The sequence below is a fragment of the Fodinicola acaciae genome (assembly GCF_010993745.1).
GTDB lineage: Bacteria > Actinomycetota > Actinomycetes > Mycobacteriales > HKI-0501 > Fodinicola > Fodinicola acaciae.
On sequence record NZ_WOTN01000002.1, the window covers coordinates 1 to 20,379 of the forward strand.

General features: G+C 67.3%; 17 protein-coding genes. 10 read left to right on the forward strand and 7 right to left on the reverse strand.

What is annotated here, in order from left to right; genetic code table 11:
• Window positions 1-291: 291 nt before the first annotated feature.
• The 4 genes from GNX95_RS15210 to GNX95_RS15225 form a co-directional block, all read right to left on the reverse strand.
• The gene (locus GNX95_RS15210) at window positions 292-717 is read right to left on the reverse strand and encodes a hypothetical protein (protein ID WP_163508085.1); all 426 of its coding nucleotides are present in this window, start codon (window positions 715-717) and stop codon (window positions 292-294) included.
• A gap of 4 nt (window positions 718-721) precedes the next feature.
• Window positions 722-1,291 (reverse strand): hypothetical protein, encoded by a 570-nt coding sequence (locus GNX95_RS15215; protein ID WP_163508086.1) that lies wholly within the window; start codon window positions 1,289-1,291, stop codon window positions 722-724.
• A 2,008-nt stretch (window positions 1,292-3,299) separates the two neighbouring features.
• Window positions 3,300-3,848, reverse strand: a complete 549-nt coding sequence (locus GNX95_RS15220) for a sigma-70 family RNA polymerase sigma factor (RefSeq protein WP_163508087.1) — start codon at window positions 3,846-3,848, stop codon at window positions 3,300-3,302.
• A gap of 480 nt (window positions 3,849-4,328) precedes the next feature.
• Complete coding sequence (locus tag GNX95_RS15225) at window positions 4,329-5,978, reverse strand: recombinase family protein (protein ID WP_163508088.1); 1,650 nt, start codon at window positions 5,976-5,978, stop codon at window positions 4,329-4,331.
• Between the two features lie 31 nt (window positions 5,979-6,009).
• Between GNX95_RS15225 and GNX95_RS15230 the strand changes: the two genes are divergently transcribed.
• The 3 genes from GNX95_RS15230 (at window position 6,010) to GNX95_RS15240 (ending at window position 6,934) form a co-directional block, all read left to right on the forward strand.
• Window positions 6,010-6,150, forward strand: a complete 141-nt coding sequence (locus GNX95_RS15230; RefSeq protein ID WP_163508089.1) for a DUF4244 domain-containing protein — start codon at window positions 6,010-6,012, stop codon at window positions 6,148-6,150.
• 62 nt (window positions 6,151-6,212) lie between these two features.
• The gene (locus GNX95_RS15235; RefSeq protein WP_281356953.1) at window positions 6,213-6,524 is read left to right on the forward strand and encodes a TadE family type IV pilus minor pilin; all 312 of its coding nucleotides are present in this window, start codon (window positions 6,213-6,215) and stop codon (window positions 6,522-6,524) included.
• Between the two features lie 47 nt (window positions 6,525-6,571).
• Entirely contained in the window at window positions 6,572-6,934 is a 363-nt protein-coding gene (locus tag GNX95_RS15240; protein WP_246281650.1) for an Rv3654c family TadE-like protein, read from the forward strand.
• Window positions 6,935-6,990: 56 nt separating this feature from the next.
• On the opposite strand, the gene GNX95_RS15245 is transcribed toward GNX95_RS15240, so the two are convergent.
• Window positions 6,991-9,306, reverse strand: coding sequence for a DEAD/DEAH box helicase (locus GNX95_RS15245; protein ID WP_222853680.1), 2,316 nt, complete (start codon window positions 9,304-9,306; stop codon window positions 6,991-6,993).
• Between the two features lie 308 nt (window positions 9,307-9,614).
• Here GNX95_RS15245 and GNX95_RS15250 point away from each other — a divergent pair, with 308 nt between their 5' ends.
• The 7 genes from GNX95_RS15250 to GNX95_RS15280 all read left to right on the forward strand — a co-directional run bounded on the left by GNX95_RS15250 (window position 9,615) and on the right by GNX95_RS15280 (window position 18,702).
• Window positions 9,615-9,953: an anti-sigma factor antagonist gene (locus tag GNX95_RS15250; protein WP_163508092.1), complete on the forward strand. Its 339-nt coding sequence runs from the start codon at window positions 9,615-9,617 to the stop codon at window positions 9,951-9,953.
• Between the two features lie 3 nt (window positions 9,954-9,956).
• Window positions 9,957-10,421: an ATP-binding protein gene (locus GNX95_RS15255; RefSeq protein WP_163508093.1), complete on the forward strand. Its 465-nt coding sequence runs from the start codon at window positions 9,957-9,959 to the stop codon at window positions 10,419-10,421.
• A gap of 314 nt (window positions 10,422-10,735) precedes the next feature.
• Entirely contained in the window at window positions 10,736-12,799 is a 2,064-nt protein-coding gene (locus GNX95_RS15260) for a molybdopterin oxidoreductase family protein (protein WP_163508094.1), read from the forward strand.
• Window positions 12,796-14,190, forward strand: coding sequence for an FAD-dependent oxidoreductase (locus tag GNX95_RS15265; protein WP_222853681.1), 1,395 nt, complete (start codon window positions 12,796-12,798; stop codon window positions 14,188-14,190). The genes GNX95_RS15260 and GNX95_RS15265 overlap by 4 nt, the downstream gene beginning before the upstream one ends.
• A 187-nt stretch (window positions 14,191-14,377) precedes the next feature.
• Window positions 14,378-15,583 (forward strand): pyroglutamyl-peptidase I, encoded by a 1,206-nt coding sequence (locus tag GNX95_RS15270; RefSeq protein WP_163508095.1) that lies wholly within the window; start codon window positions 14,378-14,380, stop codon window positions 15,581-15,583.
• Between the two features lie 217 nt (window positions 15,584-15,800).
• On the forward strand, window positions 15,801-18,161 hold the full coding sequence (locus GNX95_RS15275; RefSeq protein ID WP_163508096.1) for a sodium-translocating pyrophosphatase: 2,361 nt from the start codon (window positions 15,801-15,803) through the stop codon (window positions 18,159-18,161).
• 124 nt (window positions 18,162-18,285) lie between these two features.
• Window positions 18,286-18,702, forward strand: a complete 417-nt coding sequence (locus GNX95_RS15280) for a hypothetical protein (protein WP_163508097.1) — start codon at window positions 18,286-18,288, stop codon at window positions 18,700-18,702.
• Here GNX95_RS15280 and GNX95_RS15285 read toward each other — a convergent pair.
• The gene (locus tag GNX95_RS15285; RefSeq protein ID WP_163508098.1) at window positions 18,696-19,667 is read right to left on the reverse strand and encodes an acetylxylan esterase; all 972 of its coding nucleotides are present in this window, start codon (window positions 19,665-19,667) and stop codon (window positions 18,696-18,698) included. The genes GNX95_RS15280 and GNX95_RS15285 overlap by 7 nt on opposite strands.
• An 89-nt stretch (window positions 19,668-19,756) precedes the next feature.
• A complete protein-coding gene (locus GNX95_RS15290) occupies window positions 19,757-20,290 on the reverse strand; it encodes a peptidase inhibitor family I36 protein (protein WP_163508099.1) in 534 nt (177 codons plus the stop codon).
• Between the last annotated feature and the right edge of the window lie 89 nt (window positions 20,291-20,379).

A 20,379-nucleotide genomic window follows, 5' to 3' on the forward strand; every position in this document is an offset into this window, starting at 1 on the left:
CCCCGCCCCAGGGGAAAAAAAGGGGGGGGGGGGGGGGGGGGGGGGGGGGGTATCTCGTTGCGGGTTTGGTCATCGTGTCACTCGCTGGCAGTAATCTTGGACCCGCTGGAAAGTACCTCGCGCATGCCCTACCTGGACTGTATTATGATCTTGCCTGACCGGCTGGTCAAGAATATTGACGCATGACAACCAGGCATAATGGTTCTTGTGCTGAAAGCGATTGTGCTTTCAATTGCTGTGCCAGTGAGATAGGTAGAACGGCGCAACAGGGCTAAGGCTCGGACCGTTCTCTTACTGATCGCCCACCAGGGCCGTCTGGATTGCGCTGGTTATGCCGGACAGGTCGCCATCCTGCGTTGCCTGTACCTCGTACGCCGCTTGCTGTGCGGCCGCCCGCGGATCGATGCCAAGCGCATCGGCCACCGCCGTCAGCATGCGTGCTTCCTTGAACAGTCGGGACTCGGCTGCTTCGTCGCCGGCATCCTGCGCTGCGAAGTAGCGCTCATCGGCGGCATCGGCAGCCGCCTGGATCGATTGCCGCAACGTCTCGTCGCCGGTCTGGCCGGTCCGCAGCGTGGCCAACGCCTGATCGAGCCCCTCAACCCGCACTGGTACCTGCGACAGGCCGTACTCGACAACCGCCAGCGCCACCCGTCGCTGCGTAGCGGCGTCAGCCTGGTTAATGCGCGCCGACAGATCCGGCAGAACGGTGGTCAAGCCGTCAACCACGACGGGGTCCCCCTTGGTTTGGTCGGTGATTCGGTTGGGTGCCTGGTGGCGGCGACAGACCTGACCGTTGGGTTGGTGTCGCCGGCGTACCGGGCAGCGGATTCTTGAATGGTGTGGTCGGGTTGATGTCTCGGTCGATCATGGTATCCCGGCACGGATCACACATCGGCCGGCCCGCGCCGACCGACTCGACCGTCATACCAACCGCTTCGCCGTAGTCGGCGATCCGCACCTCGGCGTGTTCTTTGCCGCGCTGCTGGGCCGGCGTCTCGTCGTCCTTGAGCTCGGCCAACACTTCCTTGCGGATATAGCCGTTCGGCTCGGACGAGCTGATGACCTTGTGTCGGTTGCCGTGCTCGTCGACGACGACACCAGCGCCCATGGTGATCCGGCCGCGGCGATCTTCCGGCAATGCCGCTTGCAGCTCGGCCGACCGATACTCTGACCACTCGGCGGCCAGCTCGGCTTCTGTCGCCTCGTTCCACATGGCCCGCGGTTTGAACGGTGTCTCGGTCGCCCACTTCTCGTAGTGTTCGGGCTTCGCGGCCGGACCGATCGCCAAGCGCTGAGCCCAGCTCGGTGGCTGCTTCGCTGGCGTGGCAGCCGGCGCCTGGCGCTTAGCGCGTGCCAGCTGCTCCTTCGAGCGCGCCAGCATCGCGGCCAGCCGCTGCTCGTCCCCGTTCATGGTCAGTCATCTTGCCTGTGGATAACCGCTGACGGCAACCGTCCGACTACGGCAAGATGGATCGCGGCGTCGAGGTCACGTCGCAGCCGAGCCGGCCATGCCTGCGGGGAAATGGGGCTGAGGTACTGCCACGAAGGCCAACGCCATCCTGATGGTTCGCGGCAATGGCGCCGTCATCACAGGCTTGATGTTAGAAAGCGTTGGAATTTCTGTGCGAAGAAAGATGCCGCGATTAACATCCTACGGCCGTGTCGCGTGTTTGAGCTCGCACTGTGGAATGTCAAGCATTCGTTGAAAAAGCATAGATAATATGCGGGCCGCGCACTCGACAGTCCGACGCGCCCAGTATGCTGGTGGAACGGAAACGGGTCGACAGCTGTCACTGCCGACCCGAATGCCGTACGTTCCAAGAACATGCATGCAAGCTCTGGAACCCGCAACTGAACCATACAGAGTTTGCACGGCTTGCACAATATGGAGCCGGCCTGCGTGTTCTCCTTCGTTCCCCACGTCGTAAGGAGAAACATTCGTGAACACCCTCGCTCTGCCGGGCCAGACTTCAACGGAAGTGCTGGTGATTCTGGTCGTCATCGTCTGCCTGTTGGGCTGGCGTCGGCTGAGTATTGAGTGCACTCGGCGGCGGTTGCGTATCAGCTGCAGCCGGCGGTAACGCAGACAAAGGCTGACCCCGGTCGCAGCACGCGACCGGGGTCGGAAACAGAAGAGTGACGCCAGCAGGATAGGCGTCACGAATGTGGAATGGCGACCTAAGCTGAAGTCTACGGAGACGAAGACCGTCGCTGTGAGCCATACGGGCGTTGTCGCGGCGGTCCAACTGATATGCGACCACGTCGATTGACGCCAATCGGAAATGAGGCATCCCGACCATCAGTGCGTCGTGAGTATGGCGTGAAAGCCGTTAGACCGCCTAGTGGTGCAATCCGAACCGGTGATGACGGCAACGGCGACGTACTTCGCAGAATATTGGGCCCCGACGTCATTCGTCGTCGTTCAAACACGCTGTCAGCGTGCCGTGCGGGATCTAATCGACGGACACCGTCCTTGACTACCTCAAGTTCTTGCTTGAGCAAAGCGCTTGATTGTCGCAACGCGACTATTTCGCTCGCAAGCTCGCAGTTCATGGCCGTCATTACGTCGGCACGCTCCTCGGCAATGGCCGCATCGAACCGTGATTCGGCAAAACGCGCCTCGAAACCGTGCCATAGCCACTGGCGTAGCTGCCGTGTCGAGAGCGCAGGCCACCAGCGGCGGCGCTGTGACAGGGGCACAGAACGAGATCGTGCCGGCCGCTGCGCCAACCAACGCTCCAACTTTAGTCGAATCATAATGCTGACAGCCAGGCCAGCGCCTATTCCAACACCGTAGGTAAGAATCCAACCAAGCTGCGAGGTTGGATGACTCGATAGGATGACGATCGGCAAGACAGCAGCGAGAATATGTAGGGCACTCGCCACCTGTCGTATTCGCCGTTGCAACGGTCCGGGTGGCTGGAGTAGGTGCCGAAGTCCTAAGGCGGGCAACGCCGGGAAGGACGCTTCTTTATCCTCGTCACGGACGTACAGCCGTCGCCGCGCTTCGTCGTCGCCCGTTAGGCGGGTCAACTCGCTCGTCGTTTCGCCGGCCAGAATAGATCGCGTGACGTCGTCTTGGTCGCTTCGGCCGCTGGCGTGTGCCACGGTAGCCGCTTGGAGCGCCGCCTCCTGCTTCAGGCGTAGTAACCCTTGCTGAATCTCGCCTTCCGAGTGCAAAGACGTGAGAAACTGGTCGTCCAGCGCTTGCATCCAGTCTTCAATCTCGTCGTCACCATCTTCATCGTCGACATCGTCGGGCATCTGCTCACCCCAGCGCCCATGTCCGCTCATTGTCACCCTCCGGTTTCCCCCAACTGAACTGGACTTGCTTCCTGCGACCGGAGGAGGTCGCAGGCCCCCTTCTTTATCGTTTTCCTGGCATAGCGAACGTTCGAGCGGATCGTCACGGCCGGCTTGTTGATTACTCCAGAAATGACCTTGTAAGGAAACTTTTCCAGCCTCCAGACGTACGCCTGACGCTGAGCAAACGGCAACGCGCGAATTGTCCGCACATGGTGGTGCACCTTGGCATCAAACAACTCCAGCTCTGCATCCGACAGCTGCGACGAGATCTCCCACTCGTGCAGGTCTTCGAGCGTGCAGCCGACGCGGCTCGTTAGGAATTCGCGTTGAGTGACACTGAAGGCCGTCAATTTGTGATTGAACTCGTTCCAACCGATGTGGACCGCCCGCAAACCCTTCTCTGCCGCAGCGACAGCCTCAGGCTTGATGCCGCCGAGATAGATCACAAACCGAACAAGGCGCGGCATGCACGCCAGGTAGAAGTCGTCGAATTCAACGCAGGCCTCATCCAGTGGCCCCCGGTTCTGGCTCGCGACCATTTCACTTCTTTCTAGGTTTCGTCTGCCATGGCAGCCTGGGTGGGCGGTTACATACCCAGACGATCCAATCCAGAGCCCGACCGTCGTTCCTGTTCGGTATCCCCCCGCGTATCCGACTGTCGACGGCCGCCCTCTGAATGGATCAGCCCGATGGTCCGAATGCAAGCGAAGGACGCGTGCATCTTCACACCGAACGAGGCGGACTCTAGCTGTTAGGCAGTTCCTGACGAAAAGCGAGGTCGTAGGTGCAAAGCGTGCAATGGGGTGTGTGGCGCTTCCTGGTGTCTGCAACGTTGCATGGTTAGGCATCGCAATCGTTCGGCCACCGATTCTTAAATTTGCCAGAGCGGCAGGCGTGAGTCGCAACGCGACTGTCGATCCTAATTACCGTTAAGTAGTAGCGCGGCGATGCCGTATTACCGGAAAACGACCGCTCGTCTTGTTAAGCGGCGTCGAGTCGCGTGGCAGCACCTGGCGCGCCTATCGGAGCCAGACGATCTCGACCAAGCTTGGGTCGAAGCGCCAGCCGTCGCTGTCCGGCCAAAGCTGGGCGCCGGGTCGACCGGGATGGATGATCACCTTGTCGACGACGAGCTTGATAACGCTCGCTCGCCATTCCAGGCTGGCCGAGGACCAGACGGTCGGCAGACCACCATCGAACGGGATGGCGAGACGACGTACCTCGTCGGCAAGGAGGCGTTGCTCGTCAGCTTCGGCGACGATGATCTGGTCCTTGATCGACCGCAACATGACCTGGTAGTCAGCCTTGTCGTGCTCGCCGGCGGCATACTCAGCTGCCAACTCCTGCCGGCGTAGGCGCAGATGTGCGAGGTGCCGTACCACGTCAGCCATCTCCTCATCGCTGCCGGGCGGTGCCAAGGCTTCGGCGATGTGTGGAGAACTGAAGCGTTGCAATACCTGCTCGGTCACATAGGCTTCGACGGCATCGGCGATGCGAAACACTGAGCAACAGCCAATGCGGCTGCCGTCGCCATCCCATTTCTTGCAGGCGTAGCGACGCTCGTATCGCTTCTGGCCAGCTTTGTTTGTGTGCGTCTTTCCTTGTCCGTACATTTGGCCACCACACGGCTGGCCGACCCGCTCGGTATCCCGCCAGGTACCACCACAGTAGACCGTGCCGCTGAGCAGGTAGGTCCGGCGCCGGATGTGGCCACTGTTCGACCAGTACTTGTCGCGACCGTTGAACACCGCGACCATGGCGCGGTGCTCGGCGACCGTAAATATGCCTGGCCATTTGGCGCGGTGGCGCTCGTTGTAGTGAATCCGCGTACCGCCAGATGGGTCATTGCGAAGGCATGGGCAGTCTGCGGGATGACCGGTGCGATCGAAGATTATGTAGCTTTCGTTCAGCAGCGTACGTTTGAACTTGCCGACATCCCAGCGGCCGTCGCAGATTGACTCTTTGCCGCGGTATTTGGTTTTCTGGCCGGCCAGTGTTGTCTGGAGGCCGCGCTCGTTCCAATCTCTGACGATGGTGAATTGGCTGTCGCCGGCCAGTGTGCGGCGCTTGCCCTCCTGTAAGATGGCGACTTCCGCATCAACCTGCTGGTATGGATCGCGTACCTCTTTGCCGGTGGCTGGATCGTTGCCAATGACCTTGCCGTAGCCGTAGGTGCGACGGCCGCCCTTGGCCTTTCCTTCCCGCGCATCTTCCAGTTTCTTGCGTTTGACACGCTCCTGGATGTCTTCAGCCTCACCGGTGTCATTGACGGCGAGGCTGCGATACATGCGCCGTCCGGCTGCGGTCGTCAGGTCGCAGAATGGAGAAGCAACGTAGTGCGGGCTAATGCCGCTAATTCGAGCTTGGGTAATGACGCGCTCGGCTACTGTGTTATCGCGAGTAATGCGGCCGGTGGTGTAGGCCAGTGGAACTTCAAACTTTCCGGCTGCCCAGTCAGCCATAAAGTCTTCAAATTCGCGACGATCGGCATTGGCAATGGTGCTCGCGCTGACGTCGTTTTCGATGTAGACCTTGTAGATCTTGGTTCCGAGTCGGTTGGAAAGGTGGCGACAATCATCTTCTTGACGGCCAACGCCAAAAGCGCGGCCCTCGCGGTCGTCACTGATCCGAACCAGAATTCCCGCTAGTTTGTCCTGAACATCCCACATTACTGTACGTATCCTTACGTAACCTATTGTAATGGATGCACAGGAATTTGACGAGTACGCGGTCGGCACCATCGCGGCGGTGGCGTTCGCCGGGATCCTGCTGAAGGTGGTGACCAGTCCAGGCGTGCAGTCGGCTCTGCAGGCGATCATCAGCAAGGCCCTGCACACCTGAGAGCCGCCGTCCGGAGGGCCTGCCGATGGTGGTCGCGCGATCGTGGCCACGCCACCGCGGAGCTGGCTGTCGGTCTGCCGGTGCTGGTCGTGCTGCTCGCCGCCGCGTTGCTGGCGGTGTCGGCGGTGACGACCCAGCTCCGGTGCTTCGACGCGGCACGTGAGGCGGCTCGCGCGGCCGCCCGTGGCGAGCGCAACCCCGCCGCGTACGGCCGGCGGCTCGCTCCGAGCGGCGCGACCGTGCGGTTGACCTCGTCCGGAGACCTCATCAGAGTGGAGGTGACCGCACGCGTCCGACCACTCGGCCAGCTGCCGGGTCCGGTCGTCGTCGGATCCGCGAGCGCAGCGCGTGAGCCCGGTGTGGCGGCGCCATGAGCACCCGTCGCGGAGGTGAGAGTGCGGTCCGGTCTTCACCTCCTTCGGTGACCCGCTCGTCACCTCCGCGGCGGGGCGAGGAAGGCGGCGCGTCGGTGTGGCTGCTCGCGGTCGGGCTGGTGCTCGTCCTGCTGGCCGCCGGCATGGCGACCGCCGGAGCGGCCAGCGTCACCCGACACCGCGCTGAGGCGGCCGCCGACTTCGCCGCACTGGCAGGGGCGGCGCAGGTCCTCAGCGGCGCGGCCGCCGCGTGCGCTCGCGCCACCACGGTCGCGACGGCCAACGGGGCGAAGCTGACCGTCTGCCGGCTGGACTACTACGACGTGATCGTCACCGTACGCGTCGCCATGCCTGGCCCCTTCGCGCGCTTTGGCGCCGCCACCGCGACCTCACGCGCCGGCCCGGCCTGACCACCACGAGATCGACGTTTTAGCGCTATCTGCCGTGCAGGTGACCGCCCAAAACGTCACCCTCGCGGTGGGTCGAGGTGGGTGAGCAGGAGGCCGAGGACGGCGATCGCGCCGACCTTGTCCAGCGGCTCGTTGCCGTTGCCGCACTTCGGCGACTGTACGCACGACGGGCAGCCGACATCGCAGCCGCACGCCATGATCGCCTCGCGGGTCGCCAGCAACCACTGCGCCGCCGCGGTGTAGCCACGCTCGGCGAAACCGACGCCACCGGCATAGCCGTCGTAGACGAAGACGGTCGGCAGCCCCGTGTCCGGATGCGCGGCGGTCGACAGGCCGCCGATGTCCCACCGGTCGCAGCTGGCCACCAGCGGCAGCAGGCCGATCGCGGCGTGCTCGGCGGCATGCAGCGTGCCGGGGATGTCGCGGTCGCGCAGACCGAGGTCGGCCAGCGCCGCCGGGTCGACCGTGTAATAGACCGCGACGGTGCGCAGCTGCCGCTCCGGCAGGTCGAGGGGCGCCTCCCCGATCACCTCGCCGCCAGGCAGCCGGCGGCGCAGATACGACACGACCTGGCTGGTTACGTCCACTACCGCGAGCCCGAGCGTGACCGGCCCCAGCGACCGGGACACCAGTTCCTCGACGATCGCCACGTCGGTGACCTCACGCGCCTGGGTTGTCCACTCCGGATCCTCGGCGTGCACCAGCGCGGTCGCCGTCTCCAGGTCGAGCTCGTCGACGACGTACACCTCGCCGCGGTGGATGTAGACCGCGCCGTTGTGCACGGTGCTGTGCGAGGCGCCGGCGTCGACGGTGCCGAGCAGCCGGCCGGTGCCGTTTTCGACCACCACGACCGGCTCGCCGCCGGTGCCGCGGATGTCGGCGTCCGGACGCTGGCGCGAGGTCCAGTACCAGCCGGTGGGCCGGGTCCGCAGCGCGCCGGCCTTCACCAACGCGTCGAGCACGTGGCGTGCCGGCTCGCCGCCGAACAGCTCCACGTCGGCCTCGGTGAGCGGCAACTCGGCCGCGGCGCAACACAGCTGGGGACCCAGCACATACGGATTGGTGGGGTCGAGCACGGTCGCCTCGACCGGCCGGCCGAAGATCGCCTCCGGATGGTGGACGAGATACGTGTCGAGCGGGTCGTCGCGTGCGACCAGGACCGCGAGCGCGTCGCGGCCGGCCCGGCCGGCTCGGCCGGCCTGCTGCCACAGCGAGGCGAGCCGGCCCGGATAGCCGGCGAGCACGACCGCGTCGAGCCCGGTCACGTCGACGCCGAGCTCCAGGGCGTTGGTCGCGGCGACGCCAAGCAGCTCGCCGGACCGCAACCCCTTCTCGATCGCTCGCCGCTCGTCGGACAGGTAGCCGGCGCGATAGGCGGCGACCGTGCGCGCCAGCTCCGGCGCGACCTCGGCGAGCGACCGCTGCGCCGACATGGCGACGAGCTCGGCCGATCGCCGTGAGCGTACGAATGCCAGCGTCCGCGAGCCGGCGACCACCAGGTCGGTGAGCAGGTCGGCGACCTCGGCGGTCGCCTGCCGGCGCACCGGCGCGCCGTTTTCGCCGTCCTTGGCGCCGAGCGGCGGCTCCCACAACGCGAACGTGGTCGACCCGCGCGGCGACGCGTCGTCGGTCACGGCGACGGCGGGCACGCCGGTCAGCCGCTGCGCGGACACCGCCGGCTCGGAGACGGTGGCCGAGGCCAGGATGAACACCGGCTCACTGCCATAACGCGCGCACACGCGGCGCAGCCGGCGCAGCACGGCGGCCACGTGTGAGCCGAAGACGCCACGATACGAGTGGCACTCGTCCACGACGACGTAGGTCAGCCGGCGCAGGAACGACGACCAGCGGCTGTGCATCGGCAGCATGTTGCGATGCACCATGTCCGGGTTGCTGAACACGAACCGCGAATGCTGCCGCACCCAGTCGCGCTCGTCGTTGGGCGTGTCGCCGTCGAAGTTGGCGGCTCGTACGCCAGGCAGGTCGAGCGCGGTGACGGTCCGCAGCTGGTCGACGGCCAGCGCCTTGGTCGGCGTCAGGTAGAGCGCGGTCGCGCGGTTGTCGGCCAGCAGCTTCGTCAGCACCGGCAGCTGGTAGGCCAGCGACTTCCCGGACGCGGTGCCGGTGGAGATCACCACCGACTCGCCGTCCCAGGCACTCTGCGCGGCGGCGATCTGGTGCTGCCACGGCCGGTCGACGCCGGCGCATACGAACGCGTCGACCAGCTGGCCGGGAGCCCAGGCCGGCCAGTCGACCTGGCGGCCCTCGCGCGGCGCCAGCTGCTCGACGTGGGTCACCGGATCCGTCGCGTGCCGGCGGCCCCGCAGTCCGGCCAGCAGGGTGGCCGGGTCGAGCGATCGGATGACGGTCACGACGACGAGACTGCCACGTGCGTCTGACGTTTCCGCGCCGCGACCACCCAGTGGAAGAGGCGCGGTTTGCGGGCCATGATCGGCAAATTCCGGCAATGTGCGGGTTTACCAGTGCGATCGCCGGAAATCAGGCATGATCAACTTTGTCGGAGGCCACGGCGATGCCGTCTGTTACGCGATACGCATCGCCCCGGAGGGCCCCGCCATGGTTGGATTCTGCCGTTCGGTCGGTACGCGTCGGCGGGGCGGCGGAGCCGGTACGGCACAATTCGGTACCGGACGCAGGTGCCTGGCGGGGAGGTTGCGAGGTGGAGTTGAAGCTAGCCACCCGGACGGAGGGTGCGCGCACCATCGTCGAGGTCGGCGGGGAGATCGACGTCTACACGGCCCCGCGGCTGCGGGAGAAGCTGATCGAGCTGGTCGGCGCCGGCAACACGCACATCGTGGTGGACATGGAGCGGGTCGAGTTCCTCGACTCGACCGGTCTCGGTGTGCTGGCCGGCGCGCTCAAGCGGGTCAGTGCGCAGAACGGCTCGTTGCGACTGGTGTGTACGCAGGACCGGATCCTGAAGATCTTCCGGATCACCGGCCTGGAAAAGGTGTTTCCGATCTTCGCCACGGTGACCGAAGCGGTGGCCGCCGACTAGCCGATGGCAACTGTTCGCCTGGAGATCTCACCGACCCCTGCGCACGTACGGACCGCTCGGCTCGTCGCCGTGGCGGTCGCTCGGCGCAGCGGGCTGGAGGAGCCGGTCCTGGACGAGATCCGGCTGGCCGTCGGTGAGGCGTGTTCGCGGGCGGTCGGCCTGCACCAGCAACACGGCAACACCGACCCCGTCGTACTCGACCTGCAGGACGCGCCGGCCTTCACGGTCGTGGTGACCGACAGCGCCGGCACCGAGCTGCGCCCGGACGACCTCGGTTTGGCCGAAGGCGCGGCGGCTCCTGACCCGGTGCGGATCGCGCGCGACGAGGCCAACGGCGCCGAGCTCTCCGAGGAGGCGATCGCCGCCGGCGTCGGACTCGCGCTGATCGCCGGCCTGGTCGACGACCTGCAGGTCGAGGCCAACCACGACGGCCCCGGCACCAGCGTACGGATGACCTGGCCGCTCTGAAACACCTGCTACGGCGCGAAACTGTCACACCCACCCCGTTGAATTGCCCCCACCCAAACGGGCGGGGGGTGGGTTGAGAGGTTTTTACACGACGTTGCAACTTTTTCCGCGCGAACCCACCCCCCGCCCGATCTGGGTGGGGGCCCAGATTGGCAGGTGGGTACGACAGTTTCGGCCTGTAGCGGGTAAATGGGGCGGCTCGCGGTGTGACAGCGGCCGTGTGAGGCGGAATTCTCACCGTTGAAACCGGCCGTTACACGCCGGCAAGAATCCGCTGCTGGAATCGGAGCCTCCGACCGGCGCAGGAGGTGCCGATGCCCGCGCACACCGGCACGCACTGTCCCTACTGCGCGCTTCAGTGCGCCATCACCGTCGACACGTCCGGCGCCGAGCCCGTGGTCGAGCCGCGCGAGTTTCCGACCAACCGCGGCGGCCTGTGCCGGAAAGGCTGGACCTCGGCGGCGCTGCTGAGCAGCCGGGCCGACCGCTTGACGCAGCCTCTGATGCGCGACGGCGGCCAGCTGAGGCCGGTCAGCTGGGAGACCGCGCTCGGCCGGGTCGCGGATGAGCTGACGAGCCTGCGACACGTGTACGGTCCGGACGCCGTCGCGGTCTTCGGCGGCGGCGGCCTCACCAACGAGAAGGCGTACGCGCTCGGCAAGTTCGCGCGCGTCGCGCTCGGCACCTCGCAGATCGACTACAACGGCCGCTTCTGCATGTCCTCTGCCGCCGCGGCTGGCACGCGCGCGTTCGGCCTGGACAGAGGCCTGCCGTTCCCGGTCACCGACCTGGACGACGCCGAGGTGGTGCTGCTGGCCGGCGCGAACGTGGCCGAGACGATGCCGCCGTTCGTCGGCCATCTCCGCCGCGCCGTCCAGATCGTCGTCGATCCACGCCGTACGGCCACCGCCGAGCAGGCGATCGCGACCGGCGGCCTGCATCTGCCGGCGGCACCTGGCACCGACCTCGTCCTCGCGCTCGCCATGTTCCACGCGGCCGTCACCGACGGCTGGCTGGACAAGTCCTATGTGGACAGTCGGACCACCGGTTTCGATGAGACCTGGCGGCTGGCGTCGACCTGGTGGCCGGAGCGAGCCGAGCGTGTCACCGGCGTGGCCGCCGCCGACATCCGTACGGCCGTCTCGCTCCTTGCCTCCGCGGAGCGCGCGTATGTGCTCACCGCGCGCGGTGTGGAGCAACACGCGCACGGCACGGACACCGCACAGGCGTGGATCAACCTGGCGCTCGCGCTCGGACTGCCGGGCCGTCCCGGCTCCGGCTACGGCACGATCACCGGACAGGGAAACGGTCAGGGCGGCCGCGAACACGGCCAGAAAGCCGACCAGCTCCCCGGCGGCCGCAAGCTGGACGACCCGGCGGCTCGCGCGCACGTCGCCGGCGTCTGGGGTGTCGATCCGGACAGCCTGCCGCGACCCGGCCGTTCGGCGTACGAACTGCTGGACGCGCTCGGCGAGCCGGATGGTCCGCGGGCATTGCTCGTCTTCGGGTCGAACATCGCGGTCAGTGCGCCAAATCTCAACAATATCCGGGAAAAGCTGAGCAGGCTGTCGTTTCTGGCGGTCGCGGACGTGGTGTTGTCGGAGACAGCGGCGATGGCTGATGTCGTGTTTCCGGTCGCGCAGTTCGCCGAAGAAGAAGGCACGCTGACAAACCTCGAAGGCCGCGTTCTACGCCGAAAACAAGCGATGAAACCACCGCCTGGCGTACGTACGGATCTGCAGCTGCTGGCCAGCCTGGCGAGCCATCTCGGTCAGCCGAAGCACCGTTTCCCCACCGATCCGCGTACGGTCTTCGAGGAACTGCGCGCGGCATCGGCCGGCGGTTTGGCGGATTATTCCGGCATCACCTACGAGCGGCTGGAAAACGAGGCGCTGCACTGGCCGTGTCCGGCGACCGACCATCCCGGTACGCCGCGGCCTTTCCTGGACCGTTTCGCACATCCGGACGGACTGGCCAGGTTCGTCACGGTGGAATCGGCTGCTCCGGCCGAAAATCTCGACGCCGCGTATCCGCTGTACGCGACGACGGGCCGCCTGCTCGAGCACTACCAGTCCGGTGCGCAGACGCGACGCGTCGGCGAGCTGATGGAAGTCACCAACGAGCAGCGCGTCGACATACATCCCGACACGGCGGAGCGCGCCGGCCTCACCGACGGCGGTTACGCCGACGTCGTGTCGCGGCGCGGTCGTACGCGCGCACGCGTGCGGTGTGTGTCGTCGATGCGGCTTGACACGGTCTTCCTGCCGTTTCACTTCGCGGCCGAGCAGTCCGCGAACCTCGTGACCAACGCGGCGCTCGACCCGGTGAGCCGGATGCCGGAGTTCAAGGTGGCCGCCGTCCGGTTGGAGCCGGTGTGAGACATGTGCTGATCGCCGGCTACGGCATGGTCGGAGCGCGGCTGGCCGAGGAGATCCGGCGGCGCGACCCGCGCGGCAGGCAGGTGCGGCTGACGGTCGTCGGCGACGAGCCGGCGTACAACCGGATCCTGCTCCCCAGTGTCGTCGCCGGTCAGCTGGACGAGGAGCAGCTGCTGACGCACGACCGGGGATGGGCCTTCCGGCACCGGACAGACCTGCGGCTCGGTCTACGTGTGGACACCGTCGATCCGCTGGCGCGCAAGGCCTGGCTCAGCGACGGCCAGGTGCTCGCGTACGACGACCTGGTGATCGCCACCGGCAGCACCGCAAGAAAGCTGCCGGGGCTCGACGGCGGTTTCCGTACGCTGGCCGACTGCCGGCGGCTGCGCGACCGCGACGGCTCGGTGGCGGTGCTCGGTGGCGGCGTGCTGGGCGTCGAGGTCGCCGTGGCGCTCGCCGAGCGAGGTCAGGATGTGACGCTCGTCCATCCCGGCGACGTCCTTATGGATCGCCAACTCGACGCCACCGCCGGCGCCATCGTCGCGGACGTCGTCAGCCGGCTTGGTGTGGGCGTACGGCTGGGCCAGCGCGCCAACGGATGGACGGATCGTGGCCTGCGGCTGGAGGACGGCGAGGTCGTCGCCGCCGACTCGTTGGTGGTCACCGCCGGAGCGATCGCGGAGACGGGGTTGGCGCGGTCGGTCGGGGCGGACGTGGACGCCGGCGTGTTGGTCGACGACCGGCTGGCGACATCGGTGCCCGGGGTTCACGCGATCGGCGACTGTGCGCAGCACACCGGAGCGGTCAGCGGCTTCGTCCAGCCCGGCTGGGAACAGGCCGAGGTGCTCGCCGACCTGCTGACCGGCGCCGATCTCGGAGCGCGCTATCTGGGTACGCCGGCCGTCGCGCGGCTGAAGGCGCGTGGCCTGGACCTGGTGTCGGTCGGCTCGCTGGACGGCGACGAGGAGCTGGCCTTCAGCGACCCGCGCCGTGGCCGCTACGCGCGGGTCGCGCTGGATGGCGACCGAGTGGCCGGCGCGGTCGTGCTCGGCCTGCCGGATGCCGGCGCGGCTGTGACGCAGCATTTCGTACGCGGCATCCCGGCGCCGTCGGACCGCCTTGGCCTGCTGCTCGGGCGCGCGCTGCCCCCGGAGAGCGCGGCGCACGGCGGCCCGTCGCGGCTGCCGGCCGAGGCGGAGATCTGCCGCTGCAACCGGGTCACCAAGCGGCAGCTCGTACACGCCTGGCAGGCCGGCTCGCGGTCGGTGCGACAACTCGCCGGCGCCACCCGCGCCACCACCGGCTGCGGCACGTGTACGGACGCCGTGGACGGCATCTGCTCGTGGCTGGCCGCCGCCGACTCGCCGGATGGCGCCGAGCTCGCCGGCTGACCTCGACCAAGATCAACTTTTCTACTTATACAAGTTTCCACACGGACCCACCCCCCACCCGTTGTTGGGTGGGGGCCATATTTACCAGTAGGTACGACAGTTTCACGCCGTAGCAGGTATTGCGGCGGCCCAATCGGGACAACCGGGGCTCTGGTGGCGGATCGGTCGTGCTGGCGATACTGGCACGATGCGGATCCGGATCGCGGTCCTCAGTGCCGCGCTGTTCGTCAGTGTCGCGGCGGCGCCGGTGCACGCGGCGGCCGTCGGTGCGGGCCCAGGCACGGTGGAAGAGCAGCGGCTCGACAAAGCCGTGCCGCAGGAGATCCTGAAGCTCAGCGGCTTCGACACGGCGACGAGTGCGTTCGCGCGAGCGCTCCACGCGAGTCGCTCGTACGCGCAGGCGGCGGCCGTCACCGAGCTGCACGGCCGGCTGCTCTGGCGACGTGCGGTCGACCGCGCTCACGGCCACGGTCCGGCCGGTGCGATCAGCCGCGACGACGACCGGCCGCTCTACTGGGCCCGGCTCGCGATGAGCCGCGAGCTGCGCGGCTGGCCGGACGCCGGCCAGCGCGCCAAGCTCATCGAGCGGCTGGAGACCGCCTCGCGAGGCCAAGACGACATCCGGTTTCCCGGTCACACCAAGCGCATCCTGATCACCGGCTTCGACCCGTTCACGCTTGACAGGGACATCCGGATCAGCAATCCGTCCGGCGCCATCGCGCTCGCGCTGGACGGCACGCTGGTGCGCACCTCGCACGGCCTCGCGCGCGTCGAGGCGGCCGTCTTCCCGGTGCGCTGGCAGGACTTCGCCGACGGCGAGGTGGAGCGTACGTTGCGCGCGCAGCTGCCGAAGGTGGACATGTTCACCACGATCAGCCAGGGCCGCGTCGGCCGGATCGACGTGGAGCGTACGAACGGCGCCTGGCGCGGCGGCTTCCCCGACAACGACAACGCCTCGAGCGCCGGGACCATCCCGGTCACCGACCCGGCGACCCAGCCGCAGTGGACCGTGACGACCTTGCCGTACGCGCGGATCGTGGCGGCGAAGACCGGCCGCTTCCCGGTCTACGACCACACCGAGGTGACCGAGATCCCGGCCGGTGGCACGACGCCGGTCGTACGGCCCGACGGCCCCACTCCCGGATCGACCGCGCGCGCCGGCGGTGGCGGCGACTACCTGTCCAACGAGATCGCCTATCGGGTGACCCTGCTCCGCGAGCGCCTCGGCCTGCACGACCGGCTGCCAGGCGGTCACGTACACACGCCGGTGCTGCAGTTCGGCGCCGGCAACACCGACCCGGCGACCGGCCAGGTCACCGATCCGCAGTTCGTCCAGAACCGGTTGGACATCATCGCGCAGGTCAGGGCGATCCTGATCGTCGCGGCAAGCTGAATCGATTCGCCGCGACCCATTGACAAGTCCGCAGGTCGTGGCCGTAGTTCTACGGAGTGACGAACACCCCCGGCACTGACCCCAGGTGCTTGCGAGTGGGACGTTTCGCCTAGACTCCGCGAGTCTGCGTGCCTTCACCAAAGAGGGTGGCGCTTTCTCGCGTCTGCTCCGGCGGCGGCCGGTCGGCGCGTCCAGGAATGTTCGTACAGGAGGACGCATGCCCGGGAATGAGACCTACCTCGCCGAAGCGGCGAAGGTGGACCTCACCGGCCCCAACGTGACCTACGTGGTCATCGTGGCCGTCATCGCACTGATAGCGCTCGCCGCTTCGTTCGCACTGGTGCGAGTGGTGCTCGCCGCACCGCAGGGGACACCGAAGATGCAGACGATCGCTGCCGGTGTCCAGGAAGGAGCCTCGGCGTTCCTCAACCGCCAGTTCAGGACGCTCGCCATCTTCGGCGTGCTCGCGCTGGTGCTGCTGTCGCTGTTGCCGGCCGACACCGTCGGCATCCGGATCGGCCGTTCGGTCTTCTTCCTGGTCGGCGCGGTGTTCTCCGGCATCATCGCGTACGCCGGCATGGGGATGGCCACTCGCGCCAACCTGCGGGTCGCGGCGGCCGCGCGGGACGGCGCCAAGGGCTCCGCGACCGCGATGGGGATCGCCTTCAAGACCGGCGGCGTGGTCGGCTTCATGACCGTCGGCCTCGGCCTGCTGGGCGCCAGCCTGGTGGTCTTCATCTTCCAGGGTGAGGCCCCGAAGGTGCTGGAGGGCTTCGGCTTCGGCGCCGCCCTGCTGGCCATGTTCATCCGTGTCGGTGGCGGCATCTTCACCAAGGCCGCGGACGTCGGCGCCGACCTGGTCGGCAAGGTCGAGCAGGGGATCCCGGAGGACGACCCGCGTAACGCCGCGACCATCGCCGACAACGTCGGCGACAACGTCGGCGACTGCGCCGGCATGGCCGCCGACCTGTTCGAGTCGTACGCGGTCACCCTGGTCGCCGCGCTGATCCTCGGTGGCGCCGCGTTCGGCTCCGCGGGCCTGGTCTTCCCGCTGATCGTGCCGGGCATCGGTGTCATCACCGCCATCCTCGGCGTGCTGATCACCCGGCTGCGGCCGAGCGACAAGAGCGGCATGACCGCGATCAACCGCGCGTTCTTCATCTCGGCCGCGGTCTCCGCGGTGCTCTGCGCGATCGCCGTCTTCCTCTACCTGCCGAGCAAGGTCTCCGCGCTGCCCGGCATCGCGGCCGAGGTGGCCAGCCAGTCCGGCAACCTCAACCCGCAGGTCATCGCGCTCGGCGCGGTGCTGATCGGCATCGTGCTGGCGGTCGTCATCCAGCAGCTCACCGGCTATTTCACCGAGGTCGGCGGCAAGCCGGTCACCGAGGTCGGCAAGACCTCGCTGACCGGTCCGGCCACCGTGGTGCTGTCCGGCTTCACGCTGGGCCTGGAGTCGGCCGTCTACACCGCCGTCATCATCGGCATCGCGGTCTTCGGGGCGTTCATCCTCGGCGGCGGCTCGATCATCCTCGGCCTGTTCGCCATCTCGCTGGCCGGCTGCGGCCTGCTGACCACCGTCGGCGTCATCGTCGCGATGGACACCTTCGGCCCGATCTCGGACAACGCGCAGGGCATCGCCGAGATGTCCGGTGACATCGACGAGGCCGGCGCGCGCGTGCTGACCGACCTGGACGCGGTCGGCAACACCACCAAGGCCATCACCAAGGGCATCGCGATCGCGACCGCCGTGCTGGCCGCCACGGCGCTGTTCGGCGCCTTCAGCGACGAGGTCAAGGCGGCCGTGCCGGCCGGGGCACTCAACGGCCTGGACGAGGCCGCCAAGTACGCGTACGAAGGCGTGCTGAACGTCGCCAACCCGGCCAACCTGATCGGCCTGATCATCGGTGCCGCGGTGGTGTTCCTGTTCTCCGGCCTGGCGATCAACGCGGTCACCCGCGCGGCCGGCGCCATCGTGTTCGAGGTGCGGCGGCAGTTCAAGGAGATCCCCGGCATCATGGAGGGGACGACCCGGCCGGAGTACGGCAAGGTGGTCGACATCTGCACCAAGGACTCGCTGCGTGAGCTGGCCACTCCCGGCCTGCTCGCGGTGATGGCGCCGATCGCGGTCGGCTTCGGCCTCGGCGTCGGCGCTCTCGGCGCGTATCTGGCCGGCGCCATCGCCACCGGCGTGCTGATGGCGATCCTGCTGGCCAACTCCGGCGGTGCCTGGGACAACGCGAAGAAGATGGTCGAGGACGGCGAGTTCGGCGGCAAGGGGACCGACGCGCATGCCGCGACCGTCATCGGCGACACCGTCGGCGACCCGTTCAAGGACACCGCGGGCCCGTCGATCAACCCGCTGATCAAGGTGATGAACCTGGTCTCGCTGCTGATCGCGCCGGCGATCGTGTACTTCTCGCTCGGTGCCGGCGACAACCCGGCGGTGCGCTACAGCATCGCCGCGGTGGCGGTGATCGTCATCATCGCGGCCGTGTGGGTCAGCAAGCGGCGCGCCACCTCGGTCGGCGGCGACACGCCGTCCAACTCCGAGAAGGCGACCGCTGGCAACGCGGCCTAGGTTGGTCTCGATGCGGGGCCGGCGACCTTCGTGGTTGCTGGCCCCGCTTCTTTGTCTGGCGCTTGCCGCCTGCGGCAGCGGAAAAGTGCCGCCGGAACAGTGGGCCGCCAGGGTGTGCCTTGCGGTGAAACCGTGGTCGACGTCGATCAACTCGGCGGTCACCGCGGCACAGCAGAAGATCACCTCCGGGTCGAGTCCGGTGCAGATCAAGGCCGACCTGCTGACGCTCTACGGCGGAGCCCGCGACGCGTCGACGAAGGCGCTCGGCCAGGTGCAGGCGGCCGGCATTCCGGACGCCGACAACGGTGAGGACGTCGCGAAACAGTTCACCGCGGCGCTGACGACCGCACGTAACGCTTTCGCGCACGCCGCGACGCGTACGGCCGCACTGTCCACATCGGACAAGGGCGCGTTCTATTCAGCGGTCGTCACGATCGGCCAGCAGCTGACCCAGGAAAACAGCCAGAACTCGGCCGGGTTCTCCAACGTTTCCTCGACACAGCTGCAAAAAGCGTTCGACACCGTGCCGGAATGTCAGTGACCGGCTAGATCCCGCGCGGCGAGCCAGTCGATCTGCTCGAGGATCTGGTGGTCGCCGCCGCCTTCGTGCTCGTTCCATTCCCAGACGCGGATGTCCCGCTCGCCGGCATAATGGTTGTACGCCGCGAAAACCGTCGACGGCGGACAGACCGGATCGCGCAGCGCGACCGAGAAAAGTGCCGGCGGCAGGGATTTCCGGGCGAGGACGGCACCGTCGAAATAGGACAGTGCGGTGAAGGCGTCCTCGGCCAGCAGGCGATGTGTCTTGCACCAGCGTACGAGCTCCGGATAGGGGCCTTCGACGGCGAGATCCACGGCACGCCGGAAATGGCACAGGAACGGCACGTCCGACAATACGGCGTCGACACCGTCGGCGAGTGCCCCGGCGGCCAGCGCCAGTCCGCCGCCCTGGCTGCCGCCAAAGGTGATGACCTTGTCGACGACCGGATGCGTCTTCGCCGCCTCGACCGCGCGTACGGCATCGGCGTAGACGCGGCGATAGTAGTAGTTGTCGCGATCCGGCAGGCCGAGCGTGAGAAATCCCGGCACGTGCGGCGTGGCGACCGGCTCGTCCGGCGTGATGCCGACCGACCAGGAGCTGCCTTGGCCGCGCGTGTCCATGACGAAATGCGCATAGCCAAATGAGGCCCAGGTGAGCGCCTGATGCGGCAACCCGCGGCCGCCGCCATAGCCGACGTACTGCACGATGCACGGCAGCTTTTCGTTGTGATGCTTGGGAAGTATGAACCAGCCGGCGACACGCTGGCCGCCGTAGCCGGCGAACCGCACGTCGTACACCTCGACCGTCCGCAACGCCGTCTCGACCTTCTCGAAGGTCGCGTCGAGCGGATGTCGCCGGGTCTGCTCCAGCGTGTCCGACCAGAACTCGGTCAGGTCACTGGGGACGTGCAGGTCAGGTCGGTAGTCGCGCAGCTCGTCGAGCGGACGGTCGATCGCAGCGGTCATGTCGATCACTCTGCCATTGGCCGCCGCGCTTGCTCACGGCAGAGCCGGCCGGCCCGAGCGACGATGGTCGGGCCGGCCGGCGAACGGTGTCAGCAGGCTGTTGAGGTGCTGTAGATCAGCAGCGAGCTCAGCTTGTCGTTGTCCGCCGCGCCGACGACGGCGACCTTCGCGCCGGCACCCATGCAGCGGGACGTGCCGCCTTTGTTGTCGTCGTAGTACCAGCGCGCGTCCAGGCCGCGGCGGTTGTACCAGGAGGACATCTGGTCGTTGAAGCCGTACGTGTACATGTTGCGATAGCCGATGGTGTTGAACTGCAGCATCCGCTTGTTGTGGTCGTACGGTCCGGTGTTGTAGTTGTCCGTCTCGTAAAGGCAGACATAGCCGGGATCGCAGGCGGACAGGCCGTAGACCGCCGGCGAGAGGATCACCGAGCCGTTGTCCCAGACGACCCGCTGGCCGTCGACCTTCCAGCCGGGAGCGAGCGTCGCTGGATTGATGCCGTGTGCGGCGAGGAATGACTCGCCGGCCGGGGCGGCGGCAGCCGCCGGTGTGGCCGTCGTGCTCAGCGCCGCGGTCAGCGCGAGCGCTCCGGCCAGCGCGGCCGCGAGGTGTCGCATCCGCATGGTTCCTCCCTCGAATTCACCGGCGCCTCCGCGGCGCCGGCCCGCAGACACGATGGCCGGCGGCGCTATGCGGTGACTAACCTCGCGCT